21 protein-coding genes and 1 tRNA gene are annotated in these 25169 nt (G+C 72.6%); 18 read left to right on the top strand and 4 right to left on the bottom strand.

What is annotated here, in order from left to right:
* Positions 1-139: 139 nt before the first annotated feature.
* Positions 140-700, top strand: a complete 561-nt coding sequence (locus ACTSKS_RS02845) for a GtrA family protein (protein ID WP_036316372.1) — start codon at positions 140-142, stop codon at positions 698-700.
* Between the two features lie 27 nt (positions 701-727).
* Here the strand turns inward: ACTSKS_RS02845 and ACTSKS_RS02840 are convergent, their stop codons facing one another.
* A complete protein-coding gene (locus ACTSKS_RS02840; protein WP_036316371.1) occupies positions 728-1351 on the bottom strand; it encodes a hypothetical protein in 624 nt (207 codons plus the stop codon).
* Between the two features lie 170 nt (positions 1352-1521).
* Here ACTSKS_RS02840 and ACTSKS_RS02835 point away from each other — a divergent pair, with 170 nt between their 5' ends.
* Positions 1522-2049 carry a WhiB family transcriptional regulator gene (locus ACTSKS_RS02835; protein ID WP_230260087.1) on the top strand — a complete coding sequence of 176 codons (528 nt, stop codon included), beginning with the start codon at positions 1522-1524 and terminating at the stop codon, positions 2047-2049.
* Between the two features lie 55 nt (positions 2050-2104).
* Here the strand turns inward: ACTSKS_RS02835 and ACTSKS_RS02830 are convergent, their stop codons facing one another.
* A complete protein-coding gene (locus ACTSKS_RS02830; RefSeq protein WP_223247507.1) occupies positions 2105-2650 on the bottom strand; it encodes a hypothetical protein in 546 nt (181 codons plus the stop codon).
* A gap of 62 nt (positions 2651-2712) precedes the next feature.
* Between ACTSKS_RS02830 and ACTSKS_RS02825 the strand changes: the two genes are divergently transcribed.
* The 3 genes from ACTSKS_RS02825 to ACTSKS_RS02815 are packed head-to-tail and all read left to right on the top strand — an operon-like array spanning position 2713 to position 5888.
* Positions 2713-3015, top strand: a complete 303-nt coding sequence (locus tag ACTSKS_RS02825) for a DUF3499 family protein (RefSeq protein WP_020628239.1) — start codon at positions 2713-2715, stop codon at positions 3013-3015.
* A gap of 45 nt (positions 3016-3060) precedes the next feature.
* Positions 3061-4620, top strand: a complete 1560-nt coding sequence (gene ahcY / locus ACTSKS_RS02820; protein WP_230260086.1) for an adenosylhomocysteinase — start codon at positions 3061-3063, stop codon at positions 4618-4620.
* A 47-nt stretch (positions 4621-4667) separates the two neighbouring features.
* Positions 4668-5888 (top strand): DUF1461 domain-containing protein, encoded by a 1221-nt coding sequence (locus tag ACTSKS_RS02815; protein WP_336644096.1) that lies wholly within the window; start codon positions 4668-4670, stop codon positions 5886-5888.
* Positions 5889-5966: 78 nt separating this feature from the next.
* On the opposite strand, the gene ACTSKS_RS02810 is transcribed toward ACTSKS_RS02815, so the two are convergent.
* Both ACTSKS_RS02810 and ACTSKS_RS02805 read right to left on the bottom strand, forming a co-directional pair.
* Positions 5967-7805, bottom strand: a complete 1839-nt coding sequence (locus ACTSKS_RS02810; RefSeq protein ID WP_442927282.1) for an AMP-dependent synthetase/ligase — start codon at positions 7803-7805, stop codon at positions 5967-5969.
* Between the two features lie 68 nt (positions 7806-7873).
* On the bottom strand, positions 7874-9487 hold the full coding sequence (locus ACTSKS_RS02805; RefSeq protein WP_442927281.1) for a dolichyl-phosphate-mannose--protein mannosyltransferase: 1614 nt from the start codon (positions 9485-9487) through the stop codon (positions 7874-7876).
* Positions 9488-9583: 96 nt separating this feature from the next.
* Between ACTSKS_RS02805 and rsmI the strand changes: the two genes are divergently transcribed.
* The 13 genes from rsmI (at position 9584) to ACTSKS_RS02740 (ending at position 25153) form a co-directional block, all read left to right on the top strand.
* Positions 9584-10441, top strand: coding sequence for a 16S rRNA (cytidine(1402)-2'-O)-methyltransferase (gene rsmI / locus ACTSKS_RS02800; protein ID WP_442927280.1), 858 nt, complete (start codon positions 9584-9586; stop codon positions 10439-10441).
* 184 nt (positions 10442-10625) lie between these two features.
* Entirely contained in the window at positions 10626-11321 is a 696-nt protein-coding gene (locus tag ACTSKS_RS02795; protein ID WP_138976778.1) for a hypothetical protein, read from the top strand.
* A gap of 596 nt (positions 11322-11917) precedes the next feature.
* Positions 11918-13405 (top strand): NAD-dependent succinate-semialdehyde dehydrogenase, encoded by a 1488-nt coding sequence (locus tag ACTSKS_RS02790; protein WP_442927279.1) that lies wholly within the window; start codon positions 11918-11920, stop codon positions 13403-13405.
* Between the two features lie 121 nt (positions 13406-13526).
* Complete coding sequence (locus ACTSKS_RS02785; protein WP_442927278.1) at positions 13527-14480, top strand: TatD family hydrolase; 954 nt, start codon at positions 13527-13529, stop codon at positions 14478-14480.
* A gap of 33 nt (positions 14481-14513) precedes the next feature.
* On the top strand, positions 14514-16325 hold the full coding sequence (locus ACTSKS_RS02780; RefSeq protein ID WP_442927277.1) for an ABC transporter ATP-binding protein: 1812 nt from the start codon (positions 14514-14516) through the stop codon (positions 16323-16325).
* Between the two features lie 60 nt (positions 16326-16385).
* On the top strand, positions 16386-17309 hold the full coding sequence (rsmA, locus tag ACTSKS_RS02775) for a 16S rRNA (adenine(1518)-N(6)/adenine(1519)-N(6))-dimethyltransferase RsmA (protein ID WP_020627440.1): 924 nt from the start codon (positions 16386-16388) through the stop codon (positions 17307-17309).
* A complete protein-coding gene (locus ACTSKS_RS02770; RefSeq protein ID WP_020627441.1) occupies positions 17306-18274 on the top strand; it encodes a 4-(cytidine 5'-diphospho)-2-C-methyl-D-erythritol kinase in 969 nt (322 codons plus the stop codon). Before rsmA ends, ACTSKS_RS02770 begins: the two co-directional genes overlap by 4 nt.
* 65 nt (positions 18275-18339) lie before the next feature.
* Positions 18340-20181, top strand: coding sequence for an ATP-binding cassette domain-containing protein (locus ACTSKS_RS02765; protein WP_020627442.1), 1842 nt, complete (start codon positions 18340-18342; stop codon positions 20179-20181).
* Positions 20182-20322: 141 nt separating this feature from the next.
* Entirely contained in the window at positions 20323-21816 is a 1494-nt protein-coding gene (locus tag ACTSKS_RS02760) for a sugar transferase (protein WP_442927276.1), read from the top strand.
* 64 nt (positions 21817-21880) lie between these two features.
* Positions 21881-21952, top strand: a tRNA-Gln gene (locus tag ACTSKS_RS02755).
* 37 nt (positions 21953-21989) lie between these two features.
* Positions 21990-23483, top strand: coding sequence for a bifunctional UDP-N-acetylglucosamine diphosphorylase/glucosamine-1-phosphate N-acetyltransferase GlmU (glmU, locus tag ACTSKS_RS02750; protein WP_036340435.1), 1494 nt, complete (start codon positions 21990-21992; stop codon positions 23481-23483).
* 85 nt (positions 23484-23568) lie between these two features.
* The gene (locus ACTSKS_RS02745) at positions 23569-24138 is read left to right on the top strand and encodes a type IV toxin-antitoxin system AbiEi family antitoxin domain-containing protein (protein ID WP_020627445.1); all 570 of its coding nucleotides are present in this window, start codon (positions 23569-23571) and stop codon (positions 24136-24138) included.
* Positions 24125-25153, top strand: coding sequence for a nucleotidyl transferase AbiEii/AbiGii toxin family protein (locus ACTSKS_RS02740; RefSeq protein ID WP_230297411.1), 1029 nt, complete (start codon positions 24125-24127; stop codon positions 25151-25153). The genes ACTSKS_RS02745 and ACTSKS_RS02740 overlap by 14 nt, the downstream gene beginning before the upstream one ends.
* Positions 25154-25169 lie beyond the last annotated feature (16 nt).

Here is a 25169-nt window from a genome sequence, read left to right as displayed (position 1 = left end):
TGAGAACTCCGTCACGGAGGGGCGGCCGACGCCGGATCCGAGGAGGTCGCGCGCCGGGGGCGCGGCTACAGTGTTCCCCAGCCCTGCGCGGGTCCGGCCCGCGTGCACACCCCCGTCCCGAACCGAGGAGTCCACGCCCATGCTGTCCGATCTCTGGGGCCGCCTGACCGGGATGGTCTCCCTGCTGTGGCGGGAGGTGGCCAAGTTCGGCACCGTCGGTGCGGCCGCGTTCGTGGTGGACTCGCTCGTCTTCTGGTGGATGATGACCGGCCCGCTCGAGGGGTCCAACGTCAAGGCCAAGATCGTGGGCGGCGTCGTCGCCACCCTGTTCAGCTGGGTCGCCAACCGCTACTGGACGTTCCGGGACAAGCGCTCCTCGAACAAGACGCGCGAGCTCGTGATGTTCCTGATCATGAACGCGATCGGGCTGGGCATCCAGGCGGGCTGCGTGTTCATCGCGCAGTATTTGATGGGCGTGACGGACCCGGGCGGCCTGTTCATCGCCGGCAACGTGGTGGGCCTGTTCTTCGGCACCGTGTTCCGCTACTTCGCCTACCGGTTCTGGGTGTTCAAGGAGGAGCTGGACGTGGAGCCCGGCTTCGCCAACGACATCGCGATCATCACCGGCCAGATGCCCGTGCTGCGCGACGAGCAGCTGCACCCGCACGGCCGGCACCGCACCCCCGACACCGGGGTCTGAGCGCCCCGGCCTGACCCCGCCGCCCCGTCAGGGGTGCACGGTCACCGCTTGACCCGCGTCCCACGCCTCCAGCGCGGCCCGCACTCCCGCCCACGTCAGGCGGGGGCGCGGGCCGTCGTCGTCCGGGGCGACGTCGGTCCCGGTCGGGATCGACGCGGGCCGCACGTGGTCCACGGGGCCGGGCAGGGCATCCGGCTGGGCGCGGATCTCGGCGGCCACGTCCACGATGGCCGGGTCGGCGGTCGGGCCGTCGAACTCGGGCTCGAGGCCGCGCGGCAGGGCCACGGCGAACACGGTCACGGACGGGTCCGGCCACGCCTCCGGCCGATCCGTGAGGACGGCGGCGGGGGAGTCACCCTCGAGGGCGGGCTCGGCCTCGGCGCAGAGCACGCCGAGGGCGAGGGCGTGGGACAGCCAGTGGACGGGCAGGTCCAGGGCGACGGCGTCACCCGCGCCGATGCCCTCGGCGCCGAGCAGGCCCGCGAACTTGGCGGCCCAGTTCACGGTCACGCGGCCCGAGAGCTCGATGCGCTGGTCCACCGTGCCGGGGTCGTCCGGGGCCCCCGGCTCCTGGACGAGCGCGGGCCGCGGGGAGGAGGCGAGGCGGAGCACGAGGGGGCCGGTGGACCGGGGTGCGGAGAGGGAGACCATGGGCCCAGTGTGGCACCCGCCCGGTTTGACTCGGCATGAATCACACCGATGTAATGAACCCGGGCCAACGGTCCCGGCAGGAGGGGCCCGCCGGCTTGCCCGGCACCCACGCGGACCGCACGATCACCCGGCCCACACCGCCACGTCGATCCCGGGAAGAGGCGTCACACATGGAGCAGACCCAGCGAGTCGAGGACGCGCACCACGCCGATCCCGCGCAGGCGCCGACGCCTCGTCCGCGGAGCGTCCCCAGCGACTGGTTCCTCGACCCCGCCGACCCGCAGGCCGGCGTCCCGGGAGCGAGCCTCGAGGACCAGGCGACCGCCTTCCTCACCGCCCACGACCTCGACGACGAGACCGGCACCCCGGCCGCCACCGTCACCGCCCTCTTCCCCGGCGACGCGCGTCCGGTCGAGGCCGTGCCCGTCTCCCAGGACTGGGCCGCGATCCCGGGCGTGACCACCGAGCCCGTCGAGGGCGAGCTGGCCTGGCAGGCGGACGCCCTGTGCGCGCAGACGGACCCCGAGGCGTTCTTCCCGGAGAAGGGCGGCTCCACGCGGGACGCCAAGCGTGTGTGCGAGGCCTGCACCGTCAAGGACGCGTGCCTGGAGTACGCCATGGCGAACGACGAGCGCTTCGGCATCTGGGGCGGGCTCTCCGAGCGCGAGCGTCGCCGCCTGCGCCGCGCCCGCGCCTGACGCGCGGCGCCCGTCCACCGGGCGCGGTGCCCGGTGCGGACCGCCCGGCCCGGGCTCAGCCGCGGCCCCAGCTGGGGTCGAGCACCTGCGGGTCCACGCCCAGCGCGTCGGCGCAACGGCTCAGCGCCACCCCGTAGACGGCCCCCTCGAGGTCGGCCGGGTCGGCCGCGTCCCGCAGCGGCCGCTCGAACAGGGTGATCAGCACCCCGTCCCGGCCCTGCCGCTCGGCCCGCGCGAACAGCGCCTCCTCATCCCGTTCCCGGCCGGCGTGCAGCTCGCGCAGCCGCTCGTCGAGCCGGTCCGGGATGCGCTCCACCCGCGCGGTCACGTGCCGCAGCCCGGGCGCGTCCAGGGAGCCCAGCCGGTCCACCGCCTTCTCGACGGCGGTCAGCAGCGCCTCGCCCCGGCCCCGCTCCGAGCGCGCACCGAACGGGCGCGGATGCCGCAGCCCTCGGCCACGGCGGTCCCGGCCGCCGCGCCCCGCGGGGGAGGAGACGCCGGCCTTGGCCGGGCCGCCCTCGACGCCCGGCTCGGCCCCCGCGGCGTCGCCCGCCCGGAACGGCAGGGGGTCGAGGGGATCGGAGGAGGCGGGCGCGGTCATGCGCGCCATGGTAGGCCACCGCCCCGGGCCGTCCGCCGAGTAGGGTGGCGGGCGTGGGACCCATGCGACGCTGCAGCAAGACCGGATGCCAGAGCCCTGCCCTGGCCACGCTGACGTACAACTACGCGGACTCGCAGGTGGTCATCGGGCCCCTGTCGCGCCGGGCGGAGCCGCACACGTACGACCTCTGCGGCGAGCACGCTCGGCGCACCACGGCCCCGCGCGGCTGGGAGGTGCTGCGGCTGGAGCTGCCCGAGCACTACGAGGCCGTCGACGCGGACGGCGGCGTGCGCACGGTCCCCACCCGGCCCATGGCCGTCCCGCCGGCCCGCCCCGGGCTGCGCGTGGTGCGTGACGGGGACTGACGCGGCACGTGTCGTGCCGTCCTGGGCCTCGCTAGGCTGGAGGGCATGACTGAGACCTCCGCAGAGTTCCGCACCCCCGACGTCGACCCGGCCTTCGCCAACCGCACCACCGTGCCCGGTGCCTCGTTCGACTTCACGGTCCGGGACCTGTCCCTGGCCGAGGCGGGCCGCCACCAGATCCGCCTGGCCGAGCACGAGATGCCGGGGCTGATGTCCCTGCGCGAGGAGTACGGGGAGGCCCAGCCGCTCAAGGGCGCCCGCATCGCCGGCTCCCTGCACATGACCGTGCAGACCGCCGTGCTCATCGAGACCCTCATCGCCCTCGGCGCCGAGGTCCGGTGGGCCTCCTGCAACATCTTCTCCACGCAGGACGAGGCCGCCGCCGCCGTCGTCGTGGGCTCGGGCACCCCCGAGGACCCGCAGGGCGTGCCGGTGTTCGCCTGGAAGAACGAGTCCCTCGAGGACTACTGGTGGACCGCCTCGCAGATCCTCACCTGGCCGGGCGCGGACGAGGATCCGGAGCTCGGCCCCAACATGATCCTGGACGACGGCGGCGACGCCACCCTGCTGGTGCACAAGGGCGTCGAGTTCGAGGCCGCGGGCGCCGTGCCCAGCGCCACCGAGGACGATCCCGAGGAGTACCGGATCATCCTCGAGACGCTGCGCCGCTCGCTGGCCCGCGACCCGCAGCACTGGACCCGCACCGCCGGCACCCTGCGCGGCGTCTCCGAGGAGACCACCACGGGCGTGCTGCGCCTCTACCAGCTGGCGCAGGAGGGCCGCCTGCTCTTCCCGGCGATCAACGTGAACGACGCCGTGACCAAGTCCAAGTTCGACAACAAGTACGGCATCCGCCACTCCCTGCCGGACGGCATCATGCGCGCCACGGACGTGCTGATCGGCGGCAAGGTCGCCGTGGTCTGCGGCTACGGCGACGTCGGCAAGGGCGCCGCCGAGGCCCTGCGCGGCCAGGGTGCCCGCGTGATCGTCACGGAGATCGACCCGATCTGCGCGCTGCAGGCCGCGATGGACGGCTACCAGGTGGCCCGCCTCGAGGACGTGGTGGGCGAGGGCGACATCTTCGTCACCACCACCGGCGGCAAGGACATCATCATGGCCGAGCACATGGCCGCCATGAAGGACAAGGCCATCGTGGGCAACGTCGGCCACTTCGACAACGAGATCGACATGGCCGGCCTGGCCCGCATCCCCGGCGTCGTGAAGACGGAGATCAAGCCGCAGGTCCACGAGTGGACCCTGGACGGCGGCACGGAGGCCGAGCGCAGCATCATCGTGCTCTCCGAGGGCCGCCTGCTGAACCTCGGCAACGCCACCGGCCACCCCTCGTTCGTGATGAGCGCGTCCTTCACCAACCAGGTGATGGCGCAGATCGAGCTCTTCGGCGGCTCCACGGGCACCGGCGCCCTGACCGGCGAGCACTACGAGAAGCGCGTCTACACGCTGCCCAAGGTGCTGGACGAGAAGGTCGCCCGCCTGCACCTGGACGCCCTCGGCGTCGGGCTGACCGAGCTGACCAAGGCCCAGGCCGAGTACCTCGGCGTGGACGTGGCCGGCCCCTACAAGGCCGACCACTACCGCTACTGATCCCCGGCGCCCGCGGGCGGACGGACCCACTCGAGAGAGGCACGAGCATGGCTTCCCATCAGGCCGGCCGCGGGCGCGACGAGCGCGCCGGGGCGGAGGACTTCGATTCCGGGCTGGACTACGGCGCGTTCGTCGAGGACGACGCCGCCGACGATCCGAACCGCACCCAGGCGCTGCCCGCCATGGGCCGGGACGACGACGGCGGCGCCCAGCACACCTCGGCGCTCAGCCCCGAGGACCTCGCCGCGCTGCGCGGCGGGGACGCGGCGGCCGCGGACCGACGCGACGCCGGCCGCCCGGCCGCGGACGCCGACCGCGACATCGTCGCCTCCCGGGCCGTGCCCGAGGGCGACCGGCGGCCGTTGCCCGGCGCCGACGAGCTCGGCCCGCTGAGCGCCGCCGTCGGGGCCCGCCCGGCGGGGTCGAGCACAGCCGCCCCGGTCGACCGCTACCCCGAGGACGGCACCGCCGCCCCCGTGGCCCAGGCGGCGGCCCTGCAGGGCCCCACGCCGGAGGAGCGCGCGCGCCTGCCCAAGGCGGGTCCGCGCCTGGCACAGGTGCTGCTGGCGATCCTCGCCCCGCTCGCCCTGGTGCTGGCCGCCGTCCGCCTCGTGGCGAGCCCGGTGTTCCTGTGGCTGGAGTACCACCGGCCCGGGTTCCCCGCGGACCGGTTCGGCTTCACCCTCGCCGACCGCATGCACTACGGCTCCGCCGGGCTGGACTACGTGACCAACCTGGCCGGGCCGCGATACCTCAGCAGCCTCACACACCAGGGCGCGCCCCTGTTCACCGAGGTCGAGGTCGACCACATGACGGACGTGAAGACCGTGCTGTGGATCGCCACTGCGGCGCTCGTGGTGCTCGTGGTGGTGTGCGCCCTGCTCATCGCGTCCCTGCTGCGCACCAGCCCCGGCGGGGTGCGCCGCGGCCTGTTCGCCGGCGCCGTGTGGCTGCCGCTCGCGGTGATCGCGCTCGCGGTCATGGCGGTGCTGGGCTGGGAGACGTTCTTCGCCGGGTTCCACTCGCTGTTCTTCGCGGACGGCACGTGGACGTTCTCCGTGCGGGACGCCCTCATCCGCCTCTACCCCCAGCAGTTCTGGGTGGACGCGGCCGTGGTGGTCGGGCTGGTGACCCTGCTGGCGTCCCTCGTGACGCTCGTGCTCACGTGGCCCACGCGCCGCCGTCGTGAGCTGAGCGCGGACCGCCGCGAGCAGCTGCTGCGGACCCGTCTGCGCTGGGCCCGGGAGGACGACGCCGTGGTGCGCTGACCGCCGCCGGACGGCACCGGGAACGGGCCGGGAGGACGAGGCGTCCTCCCGGCCCGTCGTCGTCCGGGGGGCGCGGGGTCAGCGGCGGTAGAGGGCCTCGACGTCCTCGGCGTGGTCCTCGATCACCTGGGCCCGCTTGAGCTTCTGGGACTGGGTGACGTGCCCGGAATCCTCGGTGAACGGGTGGTCCAGGATCCGGAAGCGGCGGATGGACTCGGCGCGGGAGACGCCCGCGTTGACCTGGTCCACCGCCTCCTGGATCGAGGCCAGCACGGTGGGGTCCGTCGCGGCCTCGGCCGGCGTGAGGCTGAGCTCGCGGTCCAGGGCCCACTGGGTGAAGGCCTCGGTGTCCAGGGTGATGAGGGCGCCCACGAACGGGCGGTTCTCGCCGACCACCACGACGTGCTCGATGAGCCGGTGCTGGCGCAGCGCCTCCTCCATGGGCGTGGGGTATACGTTCTTGCCGCCGGCGGTGATGATCACGTCCTTCTTGCGGCCGGTGATCCGCAGGAAGCCGTGCTCGTCCAGCGCACCGATGTCCCCGGTGCGGAAGAAGTCGTCCTCCATCGCCTCCGCCGACGCCTTCGGCATGCCGTGGTAGCCGTCGAACACCACGGGGCCGCGGATGAGGATCTCGCCGTCCTCGGCGATCTTCACCGTCACCCCGGCCACGGGCAGGCCCACGGTGCCCACGCGGTGCGCGCCGGGGATGTTCACGGTGGCCGGCGCGGTGGTCTCCGTGAGGCCGTAGCCCTCCACGATCGGGATGCCGGCGCCGCGGAAGAAGTGCACCAGCTCCGGGGAGAGGGCGGACGCGCCGGACACGCACGAGATCACCTCGCCGCCGAGGGCCTCCCGGATCTTGCGGTAGACCAGCCGGTCGAACAGCGCGCGCCGGGCGCGCAGCAGGGCCGAAGGCCCGGGGCCGTCCCCGAACTCGGCCTCGTCCACGGCCGTGGACCACTCGATGGCGGTGCGCTTGGCGGCCGCGTAGATCGGCCCGGTGCCGCTCTTCTGGGCCTTGGCCTCGATGCCGGCCTCGACCTTCTCGAACACGCGCGGCACGGCCAGCAGCCACGTGGGGTGGAAGGAGGCGAGGTCGCCGAGCAGCGTGGCCGGGGAACCGGAGTGGGCCACCTGGATGCGGGCGTACAGGCAGATGACCTGGACGGCGTGGGCGAGCACGTGGGCCAGCGGGAGGAAGAGCAGGGTGCGCGACGTTGTCGTCTCCGGGGACCACTGGACCACCTCGCGCGCGAAGTGCAGCACGTTGATGGCCGCGCCCACGAAGTTGCCGTGCGTGATCACGGCGCCCTTCGGGCGGCCGGTGGTGCCGGAGGTGTAGACGATCGAGGCGGGGCTGGCGAGGGTCGCCAGGGAGCGGGCGTGCTCGACGGCGTCGTCCGCCACGAACGCGCCGGCCTCGGCCAGCTCCGCCAGTCCGGCGTCCGTCAGCGGGAACGTCGCCACGTCCACGCCCGCGTGCCCGGCGGCCTCGGCGACGCGCTCGCCGAGCTCCTCGCTGCCGACGGCGACCACCCGCAGCCCCGAGTCCGTGACGATGTGCTCCACCTGGTGGGCGGAGGAGGTCTCGTAGATCGGCACGGAGACGGCGCCGGCGAACCACACGGCCTGGTCGAGGACGGCCCACGCGTAGGAGGTGGGGGAGAACAGGCCCACCCGGTCCCCGGGCTGGACGCCGTGGGCGATGAGGCCGGCCGCCACGGCGCGCACCTGGGTCAGGAACGCAGTGAAGTGGACGTCCACCCAGCCGCCCGCGCCGTTGCGCTGGGCGTACACGGGGGCGTCCGGCCGGTCGGCACAGGAGGCGACGATCAGGTCCGTGATGTTGGAGTCCGCCGGCGGCATGCCGACGAGCTCGGTGGCGGACTCATGGACGGGGCTCTGGTTCTGCACGGTCCGAGGGTATCCATTTCCGGGCGTGCGGCGCGCGGTCGGGCACGCCCGCGCCCGGGACGCGGCCGTCAGATCCAGCTGCTGAACCACATCCGCCAGCGCCACTGGTCGTACGGGATGACGTCGCCGATCCAGACGGGCAGGAAGAACAGGGACACGGCGACGGCGATCGTCACGTACGCCAGCACCAGGGCCGAGCCCCAGCGGGGCCCGGGCCGGCGACCCGGCCGCAGCAGCAGCGAGAGCGCCAGGGCGATCATCATCACGAGGAAGGGCTCATAGGCGATCGTGTAGAAGAAGAACATGGTCCGCTCGGGCCACAGGAACCACACCAGCTGCCCGGCCGCGTAGGCGCCGAGCAGGGTGCCGGCCCGCCAGTCCCGGTGGCGCACCAGCAGCCACACGCACACGAGGACGGCGGCCAGGCCCGTCCACCACACGAACGGGTTGGCGATGTCCGTGATGGCCGCCGAGCACGCGCCCGCGGCGTCCGCCGGGCAGATCCCCTCGCCGGGCTCTGCGCCCTCGTAGTAGTAGCTCACGGGCCGGCCCATGAACGGCCAGGTCCACGGGTTGGCGGCGTAGTCGTGGGGGCTGGTGAGGCCCTGGTGGAAGGTCGTGGACTCCACGTGGTAGTGCCACAGGGAGCGCAGCGGACCGGGGACCAGCCCGGCGAGCAGGCCCTCCGGCGGGTTGTCCCGGTGCCAGTCCCGGTAGTAGCCGCCCTCCGTGACGAACCAGCCGGTCCACGAGGCCAGGTAGGCGACCAGGCCGCCGCCCACCACGGCCACGAACGCGTACAGGCCGTCCTTCTCGACGCCGGCCCACGCCCAGCGCCGCACCCCGGCGGTCCGGCGCGCGGACATGTCCCACAGGACCGTGAGCAGGCCGAAGGCCGCCATGAACGCCAGCCCGGAGAGCTTCACGGCGCAGCCGGCGCCCAGCAGCACGCCCGCCAGCAGTCGCCACGGGCGCCAGCCGAGCCACGGCCCGCTGGCCAGGGCGTCGCGTCCCCGCCGGGCGACGTCGTAGGCCAGCCGCTCCGCGAGCAGCCGCCGCCCGTGGACGCGGTCCGCCAGGAGCGCGGCGAAGGCCGCGAGCACGAAGAACGAGAGGAAGATGTCCAGCAGCCCGATGCGGGACATCACCAGGTGGTGGCCCTCCACGGCCAGCAGCAGCCCGGCGACCGCGCCCAGGGACACCGAGCGCAGCAGGTGCTGCGTGGCGAGGGCGACCAGCAGGACGGACAGCGTGCCGGCCACCGCGGCGCTGAACCGCCAGCCCACCCCGTTGTCCGGGCCGAACGCGAGCATGCCCAGGCCGATCAGCCACTTGCCCAGCGGCGGGTGCACCACGTAGGCGGCCCCCTCGAGCGGCTCCGCCTCGCCGCGCGCGAACGCGTCGTTGACGTCCTCGTCCCACCGCCGCTCGTAGCCGGACTCCAGGAGGGAGTAGGCGTCCTTGGGGTAGTAGGTCTCGTCGAAGATCAGCTGGTCCGGGTGGGCCAGGTTCGTGAACCGCAGGACGCCGGCGATCGCCGTGACCAGCAGCGGCAGGATCCAGTGCCACCGCGTCAGGGGCGCCGCACTCACCCCGAGGCGGGCGCGCAGGGCGGCGACGCCGAAGGGGCCGTCGTCGACCGCGACGGCGGCGGGGCGGGAGGCGAGGGCGGTGGCGGGCACGGGCTCCATGCTAGGGGGACGGGTGGACGGCGAGACGTGCACGGTGACCGGGGCCGTAGGCTCGGGGCAGCCGTCCGTCCGTCGAAAGGTCGTCCCATGCCCGAGGGCCGCATCGTCCTGGCCGCCACCCCCATCGGCAACCTCGGGGACGCGTCCGCGCGCCTGCGTGAGCTGCTGGCGGAGGCGGACGTGATCGCCGCCGAGGACACCCGGACCGCGCGGCGCCTGTGCGCCGGACTGGGCGTCACCCCGGCGGGCAGGGTGGTGGCCCATCACGAGCACAACGAGGCGGCCTCGACCCAGGGGCTGCTGGACCAGGTGCGGGGCGGTGCCACGGTGGCGGTGGTCTCGGACGCGGGCATGCCCACGGTCTCGGACCCGGGGTACCGGCTCGTGGCGGCCGCGGTGTCCGCAGGGCTGCCCGTGACGTGTGCGCCCGGCCCCTCCGCCGTGACCACCGCGCTCGCCCTCTCCGGCCTGCCGACGGACCGGTTCGCCTTCGACGGCTTCGTCCCCCGCAAGGACGGGGAACGACGGCGATGGCTCACCTCCCTGCTGACCGAGGCCCGCACCGTGGTCGCCTTCGAGTCGCCGCAGCGTCTGGCGGACGCGCTGGCCGTCGTCGTGGAGGTCCTCGGTGCGGAGCGGCCGGTGTGCGTGGCCCGCGAGCTCACCAAGCTGCACGAGGAGGTGGTGCGCGGCACCGCGGCCGGAGTGCATGCCTGGGCTGCGGAGCGGCACGCGGGGGAGGGGATCCGCGGGGAGATCGTGCTGGTGATCGGGCCGGCCGCCCCCGGCGCCGAGGGCGAGGCGTCCGAGGCGGACGCCGTCGCCGAGGTGGCGGTGCTGGTGGAGTCCGGCACCCGGTTGAAGGAGGCCGTGGCGGCGGTGGCCGGAGCCCACGGGATGCGGAGCCGGGAGCTCTACCAGGCGGTGCTCGCGGCCCGGGGCTGACACGTCCCCGGCTGCACAGCCAGCAGCGCTTACCGCGTGAACAGTCGATTCACAACGGGCCTCTCAAGCGTGAATAATCACAGATTCCACGACTCGTCGGTTGTGGCAGGACCGCTACTATGTCAGAGTGCCTCATGCCTGTGGAGGTGCCCCAGGTCCCCAGAAGCACCACGAAAGGCTTGGCATGGTCAACGAAACTCGAGCGATCTCGCGCCGACAAGTAACTAAGGGTGTCACCTGGTCCGTCCCGGCGATCGCTGCCACCGCCGCAGCCCCGGCCTTTGCTGTATCGAGCGTTGGCGTGGTTGCCGGCGCAACTCTGTACGCGAACCCGCTCATGACGAAGTACGTCCAGGCGCAAAACGGTACGACCGCGCTCTATCTGAATGCCACACCGGGCGTGGGTATCCCCGATGCCACGGCCTGCCAATCCGTCCAGAACAAGAAGATCTCGATCGTCTACACGGCTCCTGCGGGCATCGTCGACTTCCGCAAGGTCCTGAACGCTCGGAAGGCCGGCACCCCCTACAACACCTACACGAACGGCAGCGTGGGCGACAGCAAGACCTTCTACACGTTGAAGGTCGGGGACCGCTTCGTGACCGGCACCAACCCCGCATACTGGGAAGTCACCAAGCTGGCCTCGGACGGGTCCTCCATCACCCTGACGTATTCAGCACCCATTACCGGCTGCTATTACTACGCACAGCCGTCATTCAATCCCTACTTCTGGGCCAAGGACGTGGCGTCCATGGTCAACCAGGTCCACCTCACCGCGTATATCGGCACGCAGCGCGTCGCGTTCGACACGGGGGCCGCGTCGAACGTTACCTGGTCTGCCGATCGCCTCGAGATCATCGGCCCCAAGACGACGAACTGACTCGAGTCTCTCTCAACCCACGTGTCAGCGAGGGGTGGCTGCAGCCCTCTGCAGCCACCCCTCGCTGCATTCATGGGCGTTGCTCCCACCTGCTGGAGCCGCCACGAGCCGAGGGCTCGATGGAGTCGTCGGGTGTTCCACCCGGTGACCCAGTCCAGGATCGCGACCTCGATGGCGATCGCGGAGGGCCCTGGTGGCCCGTACCGGTTGCACCAGACCCTCAGTGTCTGCACGCCGACGCCGACTTGGGGTGCGACGGCACGGCTCGACTCCGATCTCGGACCGCCGTCGAGTGCCCGACGGTCGTGAACCATGCGCACAGCACGCTCACGCACCCCGGGACCGAACTTCTCGGGCCTTTCGATTCTTCTTGCTGAGACTCGGGACGAAACCCAGAGCGCTTCACCCCACGGAGGTTCTCCCGATCGTCACCGCGCGACGCTCACCAGCGTCCTGGCGGGGTACAGCTAGGATCGGCCGTGGAGCCGCTGCCGACCGCCGCCGGACGGCGTCGGAATAGCCGTGGCCGTCCACCCGTTTCCTTTCAGGAGGCGGGGCGTGCCGCCTCCGACCACCGACCCCGAAAGAGGTGCATCATGACCGTGACCGCTGAGCGCGAGAAGGCGCTGCTGGAGTCCGTCCCCACCGGCCTGCTGATCGACGGCGAGTGGCGCGATGCCTCCTCCGGCAAGACCTTCGACGTGAAGGACCCGGCCACCGGCAAGGTCATCGCGAGCCTGCAGGACGCGAACTCCGACGACGCCATGGCCGCCTTCGACGCCGCCTGCGCCGCGCAGGCCGACTGGGCCCGCACCCCGGCCAAGGAGCGCGCCGACATCCTGCGCCGCGCCTACGATCTGATCAACGAGCGCGCCGAGGACTTCGCGCTGCTGATGACCCTCGAGATGGGCAAGCCGCTCGCCGAGGCCCGCGGCGAGGTCACGTACGGCAACGGCTTCCTGCGCTGGTTCTCGGAGGAGGCCGGCCGCCACTACGGCCGCACCCTGACCGTGCCCGAGGGCACGCTGCGCATGCAGGTGCACCACCGCCCGGTGGGCCCGTGCCTGCTGATCACCCCGTGGAACTTCCCGCTGGCCATGGCCACCCGCAAGGTGGGCCCCGCCGTCGCCGCCGGCTGCACCATGGTCCTCAAGGCCGCCAAGCTGACCCCGCTGACCACCCAGCTGTTCGCGCAGGTGATGCAGGAGGCCGGCCTGCCCAAGGGCGTGCTCAACGTCGTCGCGGGCTCCTCCGCCTCGTCGATCTCCAGCCCGATCCTGCAGGACCGGCGGCTGCGCAAGGTGTCCTTCACCGGTTCCACCCCGGTCGGTGTGCGCCTCATGAAGGACGCGGCGGACAACGTGTTGCGCACCTCCATGGAGCTCGGCGGCAACGCCCCGCTCATCGTCTTCGAGGACGCGGACCTGGACGCCGCCGTCGAGGGCGCCTTCGCCGCGAAGATGCGCAACATGGGCGAGGCCTGCACCGCCGCCAACCGCTTCCTCGTGCACGAGGACGTGGCCGAGGAGTTCATGCAGAAGTTCGTGGCCAAGCTCGAGGCGCTCAAGCCCCTGCGCGGCACCGACCCGGAGTCCACCCTCGGCCCGATCGTGGACGAGGGCGCGCGCGACGACATCGACCAGCTCGTCCAGGACGCCGTGGCGGCCGGCGGCGAGGTGCTCACCGGCGGCCACAAGATCGAGGGCGACGGCTACTTCTACGCGCCGACCGCGATCAAGGTGGAGAAGGGCAACCCGATCCTCCAGCAGGAGATCTTCGGCCCCGTGGCCCCGATCGTGACCTTCTCCTCCGAGGAGGAGGCCATCGAGATGGCCAACGACACCGAGTACGGCCTCGCCTCCTACGTGTTCACCAAGGATCAGGCCCGGATGTACCGCGTGGCCGAGAGCATCGAGTTCGGCCTCATGGGCTACAACGTGGGCGTCATCTCCAACCCGGCCGCGCCGTTCGGCGGCGTGAAGCAGTCGGGCCTGGGCCGCGAGGGCGGCGCCGAGGGCATCGAGGAGTACACCTCGGTGCAGTACATCGGCATCGCCGACCCGTGGGCGGCCGCGAAGGCCTGACCTCTTCGCCGAGCCGTGTCCTCCGGGGGCGGTATCGGGTGGTATCCGACGTGGATACCACCCGATACCGCCCCCGAGGCGTGTCGGGGGAGGCCGGGCTCGGCTCCCTAGAGTGGGGTGCATGGCCCACGCATCCGAGACCCCCCTCGCCTACCGTGCCCCCGCCCCGCAGCCGGACGACGACGGCGGCCCGCGCCGGGACGCCCACGAGGAGAAGTCGGGACGTCGGCGGCGCCTCGAGTACCCGCCCGCACCCGAGCCGCTGCCGGCGCCCGTCGTGGACAACCACACGCACCTCGACTTCCGCGACGGCCTGGTCCGCGTGGACGTCCACCAGGCGATGGACGCGGCGGAGGCCGTGGGCGTGACCGGGGCGGTCCAGGTGGGCTGCGACGTCGCCTCGGCCCAGTTCACGATCGCGGCGATCGAGGCCGAGCCCCGCCTGCTCGGGGCCGTGGCGCTGCACCCCAACGACGCGGCCCGCCTGGCCGAGCGTGGCGAGTTCGAGGAGGCGTTCGCGCAGATCGCGGAGCTCGCCCGCCACCCCCGCGCGCGCGCCGTCGGCGAGACGGGCCTCGACTACTTCCGGACGCAGGACGAGGCCGGCCACGCCGCGCAGCAGGAGTCCTTCCGCCGGCACATCCGACTCGCCCGCGAACTCGGCACGGCCCTGCAGATCCACGATCGGGACGCGCACGACGACGTCGTCCGGATCCTGCTCGAGGAGGCGGCCGACGGCGGGCTGCCCCCGCACGTGGTGTTCCACTGCTTCTCCGGCGGGCCCGATCTGGCCCGCACGTGCGCCGAGCACGGCTGGCACATGTCCTTCGCCGGCCCCGTCACCTTCAAGGCCAACGACGAGCTGCGCGAGGCGCTGCGGATCGCCCCGGCCGAGCTGCTGCTCGTGGAGACGGACGCGCCCTTCCTCACGCCGCATCCGCATCGGGGCCGCCCCAACGCGCCCTACCTGATCCCGCTGACCCTGCGGGGCATGGCGGAGACGCGCGGCGACGACGTGGACGCCCTCGCCCGCACGGTGAGCGAGAACACCGCCCGGGTGTACGGCTCGTTCTAAGCCGATCCAGACCCGGCCCCTAGGATGGACGACGTGCTGATCCGACTCCTCAAAGCCCGGCTGCCCGAGGGAACGCAGTACCTGGTGGACCGCCCCATGCGGATCCGCCTCGTGTTCGTGGTCCTCGGGTCCCTCCTCGTGGCCGGCCTCGAGATGGTGGCGCTCGCCTCGATCCTCCCGCTGGTCAGCCTGCTGACCTCGGGTGAGCTGGGCTCCCCGGTGCTTGAAGGGCTGCTGGCCCGGTTCGGGGCCGTGACGGTGCCGGAGCAGACGGTGGCCTTCGCCGTCGTGATCGTGCTGGCCTTCCTGCTCAAGGCGATCCTGGTGCTCGCGTTCCGCTGGTGGACCATGGGGTTCACCAACCAGAACCTGATCCGCACGTCCGCCACGCTGCTGCGCTACTACCTGCGGGCCGACTACGGCCTGCACCTGACGCGCACGGTCGGCACCCTGGTCAACAACGTCACCGGCACCTCCAGCATGGCGTACACGGGCGTGGTGAACGCGTCCGTCACGTTCCTCACGGAGGCCGTGACGCTCGTCGCGGTGGCGGTCGTGGTGGGCGTCTCCATGCCGCTGACGGGGCTCGGGATGGCCCTGTACTTCCTCGCCGTCGCCTGGGTGATCAAGACCGTGATCCGCCGCCCGGCCTCCCGCCTGGGCTGGACCCTGGTGACCGCGGGGGAGCGGGCCAACACGGCGGCGCTGCAGGGCCTGGAGAACTACAAGGACGTGAAGATCCGCGGCAACGACTCGGCCTTCATGGAGGAGTACCGCGCGGCCCGCATGGAGAGCGCCGAAGCCACGCGGCTCAAGATGATCCTCACGATGATGCCGCGCTACGTGCTCGAGGTCGCCTTCGTGGCCGCCATCGCGGCGCTCGTGGCCGTGGCCTTCATCCAGGGCCGCGGCGGGGAGGCGTTCGGCTCGCTCGCCCTGCTCGCGATGGCCGGCTTCCGCGTGCTGCCGTCCATGGCCGCGCTCATGGCCACCACCAATGAGATCCGCACCTCCTGGCCGGCCTTCGAGCGCACGACGGCGGAACTCGCCGCCGCGCAGCCGGTCCTGCACGCGGCGGACCGGCCCTACGAGCGCGTCACGTTCGAGGAGGCCATCGAGGTGCGGGACGCGTCCTTCACCTACCCCGGCAAGACCGAGCCGGTCCTGCGCGACATCGACCTGCGCATCCCCTTCGGGTCCTCGTACGCCTTCGTGGGCGGCAGCGGTGCCGGCAAGACCACCCTGGTGGACCTGGTCATCGGCTTCCACCACGCCCAGCGCGGTGGGGTCTACGTGGACGGGGTGGAGCTCGAGGCCAACCCGCGCGGCTGGTGGGACAACGTGGCGTTCGTCCCGCAGTCCGTCACCGTGGTCAACGGGACGGTGCTGCACAACGTGCTCCTGGACGTCGAGGCCGCCCAGACGGCGGACCGGGCCGAGGTGGAGCGCGTGCTGCGCGAAGCCCAGCTGGGCCAGTGGCTGGACGAGCTCCCCGACGGCCTGGACACCGTGATCGGCGAAGGGGCCGTGGGCGTCTCCGGCGGCCAGCGCCAGCGCCTGGGCATCGCGCGCGCGCTCTTCCGGCGGCCCCGCCTCCTCGTGCTCGACGAGGCGACGTCGGCCCTCGACAACCTCACGGAACGCCGGGTCACCGAGGTGATCGAGTCGCTGCGCGGACGGATCACGGTCATCGTGGTCGCCCACCGTCTCTCCACGGTCAAGCGCTGCGATCAGATCGTGCTGATGGACCAGGGGCGGATCATCGGCCAGGGCACGTTCGCCGGGCTGCAGGAGACGAGCCCCGAGTTCCGCGAGCTCGTCCGGCTCGGTGACCTCACCACCTGAGCGGAGCCCGCGCCGCTGCGCCCCGGCTACCCTGTCCGGCGCCCCGATAGACTCGCGGGCATGGTCCAGCCCTCCCCGCACCCCGCCCCCGCCCCGCTGCTGAGCGCCGCGGACGTGCGGCGCATCGCCGCCGAGCTGGACCTGCGTCCCACCAAGCAGTGGGGCCAGAACTTCGTGATCGACCCGAACACGATCCGGCGCATCGTGCAGGCCGCGGACGTGACCGCGGACGAGCACGTGCTGGAGATCGGCCCCGGACTGGGCTCGCTCACCCTCGGCCTGCTGGACGCGGCCGCCGCCGTCACCGCCGTCGAGATCGACCCGGTCACCGCCGCCCGCCTGCCGCGCACCGCCGCCGAGTTCCGCCCCGGGGCCGAGGACGCCCTCGCGGTGCTGCACGCGGACGCCATGACGCTGAGCGAGCAGGCACTGGCCGAGGTCCGGCCCGCTGCCGCCGCCGGCGGCCCCACCGCGCTCGTGGCGAACCTGCCCTACAACGTGGCCGTGCCCGTGCTGCTGCACGCGCTCGCGGTCCTGCCGGGGCTGCGGCACGGCCTGGTGATGGTGCAGGAGGAGGTCGCGGACCGTCTCGCGGCCGGGCCCGGCTCCAAGGTCTACGGCGTCCCGTCCGCCAAGGCGGCGTGGTACGCGGACGTGCGCAAGGCGGGCACCATCGGCACCCAGGTGTTCTGGCCCGCTCCGCGCATCCACTCCGGGCTGGTCGCCTTCACCCGGCGCGAGCCGCCGGCGGGCAGCGCGTCCCGCCGGGAGGTCTTCGCCGTGGTGGACGCCGCCTTCGCCCAGCGCCGCAAGACCCTGCGCGCCGCGCTCGCCTCCTGGGCGGGGTCGCCGCAGGCGGCGGAGGACGCCCTGGTGGCCGCCGGCGTGGACCCACGCGCCCGCGGCGAGGCCCTGGACATCGCGGCCTTCGCGCGGATCGCCGAGCACGGCCCGCGGCGTGCGGCGGAGGAGGTGGTTGCATGACGACGGAGGACCTCGGCCTCGACCCCACGGCCCGGCACGTCACGGTCAGCGCCCCCGGCAAGGTGAACCTGTCCCTGCGGGTGGGACCCCCCGGCGCGGACGGCTACCACCCCGTGGCCACCGTGTACCTGGCCGTCAGCCTGCGGGAGACCGTCACGGCGATCGCGCGCACGGACGGGAGGATCACCGTCGGCCCGTCGGGCCGCCACATCAGTCTGGTGGACACCCAGGACGTGCCCTGGGACGAGCGCAACCTCGCGCACCGCGCCGCCGCACACCTGCGGCGCACCCTCGGGCTCGATCCTGACACCCACGGCGTCCACCTCGAGGTCGCCAAGCAGGTCCCGGTCGCGGGCGGCATGGGCGGCGGCTCCGCCGACGCGGCCGCCGCGCTGCTCGCGTGCAGCGCCCTGTGGGAGACCGGGCACACCCGCGCCGAGCTCGCCGAGCTGGCCGCCCCGCTGGGCGCGGACGTGCCCTTCAGCGTGCTGGGCGGCGCCGCCGTCGGGCTCGGGACCGGGGCCGAGCTGACCCCCGTCGCGGCCCGCACCCCGGTGCACCTCGTCCTCGTCCCGGCGGACGCCGGGCTGTCCACCCCCGTGGTCTTCCAGACCCTGGACGAGCTGCGCCGGGAGGGCCACCTGCCCGACGGGCCGACGCGCCCGGAGGTGAACGAGGCCGTCCTGCGGTCCCTCACCGCGGCGGACCCGCTCGAACTCGCCACCGCCATGGACAACGACCTGCAGACCCCGGCCGTCGTCCTGTTCCCCGAGCTCTCGGACGTCCTCGACCTCGGTATGGACGAAGGCGCGCTGCGCGGCATGGTCTCCGGCTCCGGCCCCACCCTGCTCTTCGTGGCGCAGGACGAGGCCTCCGCGCTGCGGCTGGCCTCGGCCATCGAGGAGCGCACGGGCGTGCGCGCCCTCCCCGTGCACGGCCCCGTGCCCGGCGCCCACGTGCTCTGACACCCGGCGGCGCACCCCGCCGCACCCGACCACCCCTCCTCCGTCCGGAAAGGACCACCTCCTCCATGGCCCACCTGCTCGGCGCCGAGAACATCGGCATCGCCTTCGGAACCCGCACCGTCCTCGAGGGCCTCTCCCTCGGCGTGGATGAGGGGGACCGGATCGGACTCGTGGGCCGCAACGGCGACGGCAAGTCCACGCTCATGCGCATCCTCGCCGGCCTCCAGGAACCCGACACGGGCCGCGTCACCCGCCGCGGCGGCGTCCGCGTGGGCGTGCTGGACCAGCAGGACCGGCTCGACCCGGAGCACACCGTGCGTCAGGCCGTGGTCGGGGACGTGGACGACCACGTGTGGGCCTCAGACCCCAAGGTCCGGGACGTCCTGGGCGGTCTCCTCGACGGCTTCGACCTGGAGCAGTCCGTGCGGGGCCTCTCCGGCGGCCAGCGCCGTCGCGTGGCCCTGGCCCGTCTGCTCGCCGGGGACGACGACGTCCTCTTCCTCGACGAGCCCACCAACCACCTGGACGTGGAGGGTGTCGCGTGGCTCGCCCGCCACCTGAAGCCGCGCTGGCGCCCCACCGACGGCGGCCTCGTGGTGGTCACCCACGACCGGTGGTTCCTCGACGAGGTCTGCACGCGCACGTGGGAGGTGCACGACGCCACGGTGGACCCGTTCGACGGCGGCTACGCGGCGTGGGTGCTCGCGCGCGCGGAGCGCTCCCGGCAGGCGGCGGTGACGGAGCAGAAGCGTCAGCAGCTCGTGAAGAAGGAGCTCGCCTGGCTGCGCCGTGGCGCCCCGGCGCGCACGTCCAAGCCGAAGTTCCGCATCGAGGCGGCCAACGCCATCATCGAGGACGTCCCCGCCCCGCGTGACTCGGTGTCCCTGGCGAAGATGGCCACGGCCCGGCTGGGCAAGGACGTCCTCGACCTCGAGCACGTGAGCCTGACGCTGGGGGAGAAGCCGATCCTCGACGACGTCACCCTGCGCCTGGCGCCCGGCGAGCGGCTCGGCGTGGTCGGCGTCAACGGTGCGGGCAAGTCGACCCTGCTGCGCCTGCTCGACGGCCGCATCGCCCCGGACTCGGGGCGGGTGAAGCGCGGCAAGACGGTGGTCTCGGCCACCCTCACCCAGGACGTGAAGGAGCTCGACGACGTCGCCCACCTGCGCGTCGCCGAAGTCATGGCCCGCGAAGGCTCGTCCTTCCAGGTCGGTGACCGCGAGATGTCCTCCGGCCAGCTGCTCGAGATGCTCGGCTTCGGCACCTCCCGGCAGTGGACTCAGGTCTCCGAGCTCTCGGGCGGCGAGCGCCGGCGCCTGCAGCTGCTGCGCCTGCTCGTGGGCGAGCCCAACGTCCTCATGCTCGACGAGCCGACCAACGACCTGGACACGGACACCCTGGCCGCCGTCGAGGACGTGCTGGACGGGTGGCCCGGGACCCTCGTGGTGGTCTCCCATGACCGTTACCTGCTCGAGCGCGTCACCGACCACCAGGTCGCCCTGCTCGGGGACGGCAAGGTCCGCGGCCTGCCCGGCGGGGTGGACCAGTACCTCGAGCTGCGCGCCGCGATGGACGAGGCCGGCGGCCCGGCCCGGGGAGCCGGCCCGGTACGGGGCCGCAACGACGTCGTCGGGACGTGCGCGGGCATGGGCGGGCCGGAGGAGGACACCGGGCCCACCGAGGCGGAGCGTCGGCTGGCCCGCAAGGAGATGGCCCGGCTCGAGAAGCAGATGACCCGGCTGCGGGACCGCAGGTCCGGCCTCGAGGCGCGGATGGCCGAGCTGGGGCAGGCGCAGGACTTCGACGCCCTCACCGCGGCCTCCGCCGACCTGAAGGACCTCGACGCGCAGCTGGACGTCCTGGAGGAGGAGTGGCTGCAGGCTGCTGAACTCGCCGAAGGGGACTGACCGGCGGGCGCGCACAGGAGGGTGCGGCGGCCGTCACAGCCATTCACAATTTCCGTCCTATAATCGGGGGCCGGGGCACGGCACCATGCCCGGCCCACATGACGTGGACCATCCCCCCGCGTCAGGACGGAGGAGCAGAGCGTGTTCGCGAGCCCCGGTGACGAGTCGACCACGCTTCGCATGGGCTCGACCGCCCGCGGTCGTGTCCTGGGCCGGCCCTGGGAGCGGGGCCTTCCACGACTCGTCCTGGTCGTGGACGTGGTCGCGGTCCTGCTCGCCACCTTCGTCTCGGCCCAGCTCCGCTTCGGCGGACCGCGGCGCACCACCCTCCCCGGCGCCGAAGTCATCGACTACAGCGTCATCAGCCTCGCGCTGAGCGCGGCCTGGGTGCTCGCGCTGACCATCCAGGGCTCGCGGGACATCCGGATCCTGGGGGTGGGCAGCGAGGAGTACAAGCGGGTCCTGCAGGCCACCCTGTACCTCTTCGGCACCGTCGCGATCCTCGCCTATGCGTCAGGTCTCGAAGTGGCGCGCGGCTACGTGGGCCTGGCTCTGCCGCTGGGCGTGCTCCTGCTCCTGCTGGGCCGGTTCCTCGTGCGCGGGTGGGTGGCGCGGCAGCGACACCGTGGCAGGTTCCGGCGGCGGCTCCTGCTCGTCGGCGGCCCGAAGGCGGTCCGGCACATCTTCCAGGCCCTCGACTCCGAGGCCGGTGCCGGCTACGCCCCCGTGGCCGCGGCTCTCCCCGGATACAAGGCCCGGCGGGAGGACTACCTCCCGATACCGGTCTCCACGGACCTGGACACCGTGGAGGACGTGGTCGCCCTCGTCGAGGAGCGCGACGTCGAAGCCGTGGTGATCACCTCAGGCCACCCGTTCGTCCCCGGGGACGTCCGCCGACTGGGGTGGGAGCTGCAGGAGCGCGGCGTCTCCCTGATCATGGCGCCCGCGCTCGTGGACGTCGCCGGACCCCGCCTCCACACGCAGCCCCTCGCGGGTCTGCCGCTCATCCACCTCTCCACCCCGCGCCTCTCCGAGGGCAAGGCGTTCGCCAAGCGGGCGTTCGACGTCGTCGCGTCGGGTCTGGGCCTGATCGCCATCTCGCCGCTGTTGATCGCCGTCGCGATCGCGGTCAAGGCCACGGACGGCGGGCCGGTGCTGTTCCGGCAGGAGCGCATCGGTCTCGGCGGCAGGCCGTTCACCATGCTCAAGTTCCGTTCCATGGTGGTGGATGCCGAGGAGATCCGGCAGCGGCTCGTCTCGGACGGCGGGGATGCGGACGTGCTGTTCAAGATGAAGGACGACCCGCGCATCACCCGGGTCGGCAAGCTCATCCGCCGCACCAGCATCGACGAGCTGCCCCAGCTCGTGAACGTGCTGCGGGGGGACATGTCCCTCGTGGGCCCGCGGCCCCACCTGCCGCACGAGGTCGAGGCCTACGAGCAGTACGTGCACCGCCGCTTCCTGGTGCAGCCCGGCATCACGGGGCTGTGGCAGGTCTCCGGCCGGTCCGACCTCCCGTGGGAGGAGGCGGTCCGCCTGGACCTCTACTACGTGGAGAACTGGTCCATCCTGGGCGACCTCGTGATCCTGGGGCGGACCGTCAAGGCCGTGATCGCCGCCGACGGCGCCTATTGACCCCGGATCCGCGCGACCCGTGTGGAAGAATGGGCCGTCGTCGCCGCCCCCTGGGGTCCGGCGCTCCGCCCTGGTGTAATGGCAGCACGCCGGCCTTTGGAGCCGTGCGGTCTAGGTTCGAATCCTAGGGGCGGAACCCCCGTCCGCTGACCCCCACCGGTGCAGGAGCCCCCATGTCCCAGCCGTCCGCCCGTCCCTCCGCCGTGATCGTCCTGGCCGCGGGCCAGGGCACCCGCATGAAGTCGACGACGCCGAAGATCATGCATGCGATCGGGGGGCGCTCCCTCGTGGGCCACGCGCTCGCGGCGGCCTGGTCGCTCGCGCCGGAGCACCTCGTGGCCGTGGTCCGGCACGAGCGGGCCCGCGTGGCCGAGCACCTCGAGACGGTGGCGGCCCAGCTGGGCATCGACGCGCTGGCGATCGCCGACCAGGACGACGTGCCGGGCACCGGCCGCGCCGTCGAGCTGGGCCTGGCCGCCCTGCCCGCGGACCTCGAGGGCACCGTCGTGGTGACCTACGGCGACGTCCCGCTGCTGACCCCGGAGACGCTCGCCCGCCTCGTCGCGGACCACGAGGCGGACGGCAACGCCGTCACCGTGCTCACCGCCACCCTCGAGGACGCCACGGGCTACGGCCGCATCGTCCGCGACGCCGAGGGCCTCGTGGAGCGGATCATGGAGCACAAGGACGCCCTCACCCACGCCGAGTCCACGGGGGATGACTCCTTCGTGGCGATCCGCGAGGTCAACTCCGGCATCTACGCCTTCGACGCCGCCCTGCTGCGCCGCACCCTGCCGGAGATCTCCACGGACAACGTGCAGGGCGAGAAGTACCTCACGGACGTGCTCGGCATGGCCCGCGCCGAGGGCGGCCGTGTCGCCTCGGTGGGCACGGACGACGTGTGGGAGGTCGAGGGCGCCAATGACCGCCGTCAGCTCTCCGACCTGGGCCGCCAGCTCAACGACCGCGTGCTGCGCGGCTGGATGAAGGAGGGTGTCACGGTCGTCGACCCGTCCTCCACGTGGGTGGACGTCACCGTCTCCCTGGCCTCGGACATCACGCTCAAGCCCGGCACCCAGCTGCACGGGGCGACGTCGGTGGCCACGGGCGCCGTCGTCGGCCCGGACTCCACCCTCACGGACACGCAGGTGGGGGAGGGTGCCGTGGTGAAGCGCACCGACGCCACGGAGGCCGTGATCGGCGCGGGCGCGACCGTCGGCCCGTTCACCTACCTGCGCCCGGGCACGGTGCTGGGGGAGGACGGCAAGATCGGCGCGTTCTACGAGACCAAGAACGTGACCGTGGGCCGCGGTGCCAAGCTCTCCCACCTGGGCTACGCCGGGGACGCCGAGATCGGCGAGTACACCAACATCGGCTGCGGCAACATCACCGCCAACTACGACGGCGTCGCCAAGCACCGCACCGTGATCGGCGCGCACGTGCGCACCGGCTCGAACACGGTGTTCACGGCCCCGGTCTCGGTGGGCGACGGCGCCTACACCGGCGCGGGCGCCGTGGTCCGCGAGGACGTGCCCGCCGGGGCCCTGGCGCTGAACGCCGTGAGCCAGCGCACCCTCGAGGGCTGGGTGCCGGCCAAGCGCCCGGGCACCTCCTCGGCCGAGGCCGCGCGGGCCGCCGGCGCGGAGGGCTCCGGCGCTCAGGGCTGACCCCGCGCGCCCGACAAGAGGTCGGCGTGTCACAACCGTACCGATTCCGGTACGGTTGTGACACCAGAGATGAGGTGGTGATCCCGTGACGTATCGTGACGATCTGTGGGACGTGGCTGCGGGGAACCACGGGGTCATCACCACTACGGAAGCGGAGGAGGCGGGCGTGCCCGCCGTCGAGGTCCGCAAGCTCGCCCAGCGCGGCGTTCTGCGGAGGCTGGCCCACGGGGTGTACCTCCATCGCCAGGTTCCCCGCGACCGGTTCACGGACGCGGCGGAGGCCGTGGCCACGGGCGGTGAAGATGCATTCCTGGACTGGGACGCAGTGCTGTCACTGTACGACCTCGCCCTGGTCGATCCCTCCGTCGTACGGGTGGGCGTGACGAGGCGGTACCGCGGCTCGCCGCGCGCGCATGTACGAGTGACACGACGCCGTCCCCCGCCGGGCGACGAGGACCTCACCTTTCACGGCGGCGTGCGAGGCCTCACGATCAACCAAGCCCTTCGTGAGGCACTCGACCGCATCCCTCTCGAGCGCGTCGCCGCTGCGATCGAGGAGGCCCGCGCGCGCGGGCTGCTCACGGTGGGCGAGGCGAGGAGCTTGAAGAAGGACCTGGAGGCGCGGCAGAACGGTGGACATCGTGGCGGTCGATGACGTGGTCGTGGGCCTGGGCGATCTGGGAGCTCGAGGTGCGCCCAGGAGCGAAGGCCAACTCAACCGTCGACTGGAGGCGATCGCTGACGCGATGGGCGTTCCGGTGGACCGGGTGCGCCGGTTGCTGGGAGCAGTGATCGTGGCGCAGATGTTGCCGGAAGGCGTCGTAGTCAAGGGTGGAAATGGCGTTCGACTCCGACATGGAGCCACCGGGACGCGGGCGACCCGGGATCTCGATCTACTGGCTCGCGATCCCCAGCAGGCGCTGAAGGACTTGACCGGGTTCGTCGACCGGGGATGGGGGGCCGCGCCCGGGAGCAAGAGAGAACTCAAGGCCGACCCGGCTGCGACCCGGGTGGCCTTCTTCGGCACGGTGCATGAGGACGATCCTGCGGAGCCTCTCGGAGTGCCCGATCCCTACGTCCTGTCACGAGCGAAGGTGACCCTGCATTTTCTCTCCGCGAGGACAAGTTGGGTGTCGGTCCCGATCGAGATCGGGCGCGACGAATTCGAGGGCAGCACGCTGGCGCAGCCAGTCGAGGTCGTGGCACCCCAGGTCGCGGAGGCGGTCACCGCGTTGGGATGTGGAACACCGCGGTCTGTGGCCGTGATGGCTGTCGAGCAGCAGCTCGCACAGAAGATCCATGCCGTCACGGATCCACATCAGACGCGAGGCCACGATCTCGTGGACATCCAGTTGCTCTGGCATGGGGCGGAGGCCGAGGGTGGTGTCGACATCCCGTTGCTCGCAGATCTCGTCAGCCGTACTTTCATGTTTCGGTCACCCGGCCGGACTGCGGCAGGACACACACCGCATGAGTGGCCGCCTCCGGTCGCTCACGTCCGGACTCTCGAGCAGGGGTACCTGGATGCGCTGGAGGAGACACGAGTGGGTGCGGAGGGACAGGCCAGGCTCCTGCAGCCGCGCGTGTCCGACGCGGCGGATTGGCTGGAGTCGTTGATCACAAGGATCGCGCGGGCCGCCGGCGCCGAGGGCTCCGGCGCTCAGGGCTGACCCCGCGCGCCCTAGG

The sequence above is a fragment of the Micrococcus sp. TCR-5 genome (assembly GCF_052220525.1).
Lineage (GTDB): Bacteria > Actinomycetota > Actinomycetes > Actinomycetales > Micrococcaceae > Micrococcus > Micrococcus luteus.
The sequence above is the reverse complement of the archived record's forward strand: the minus strand, read 5'-3'. Positions and strand labels throughout refer to the sequence as shown.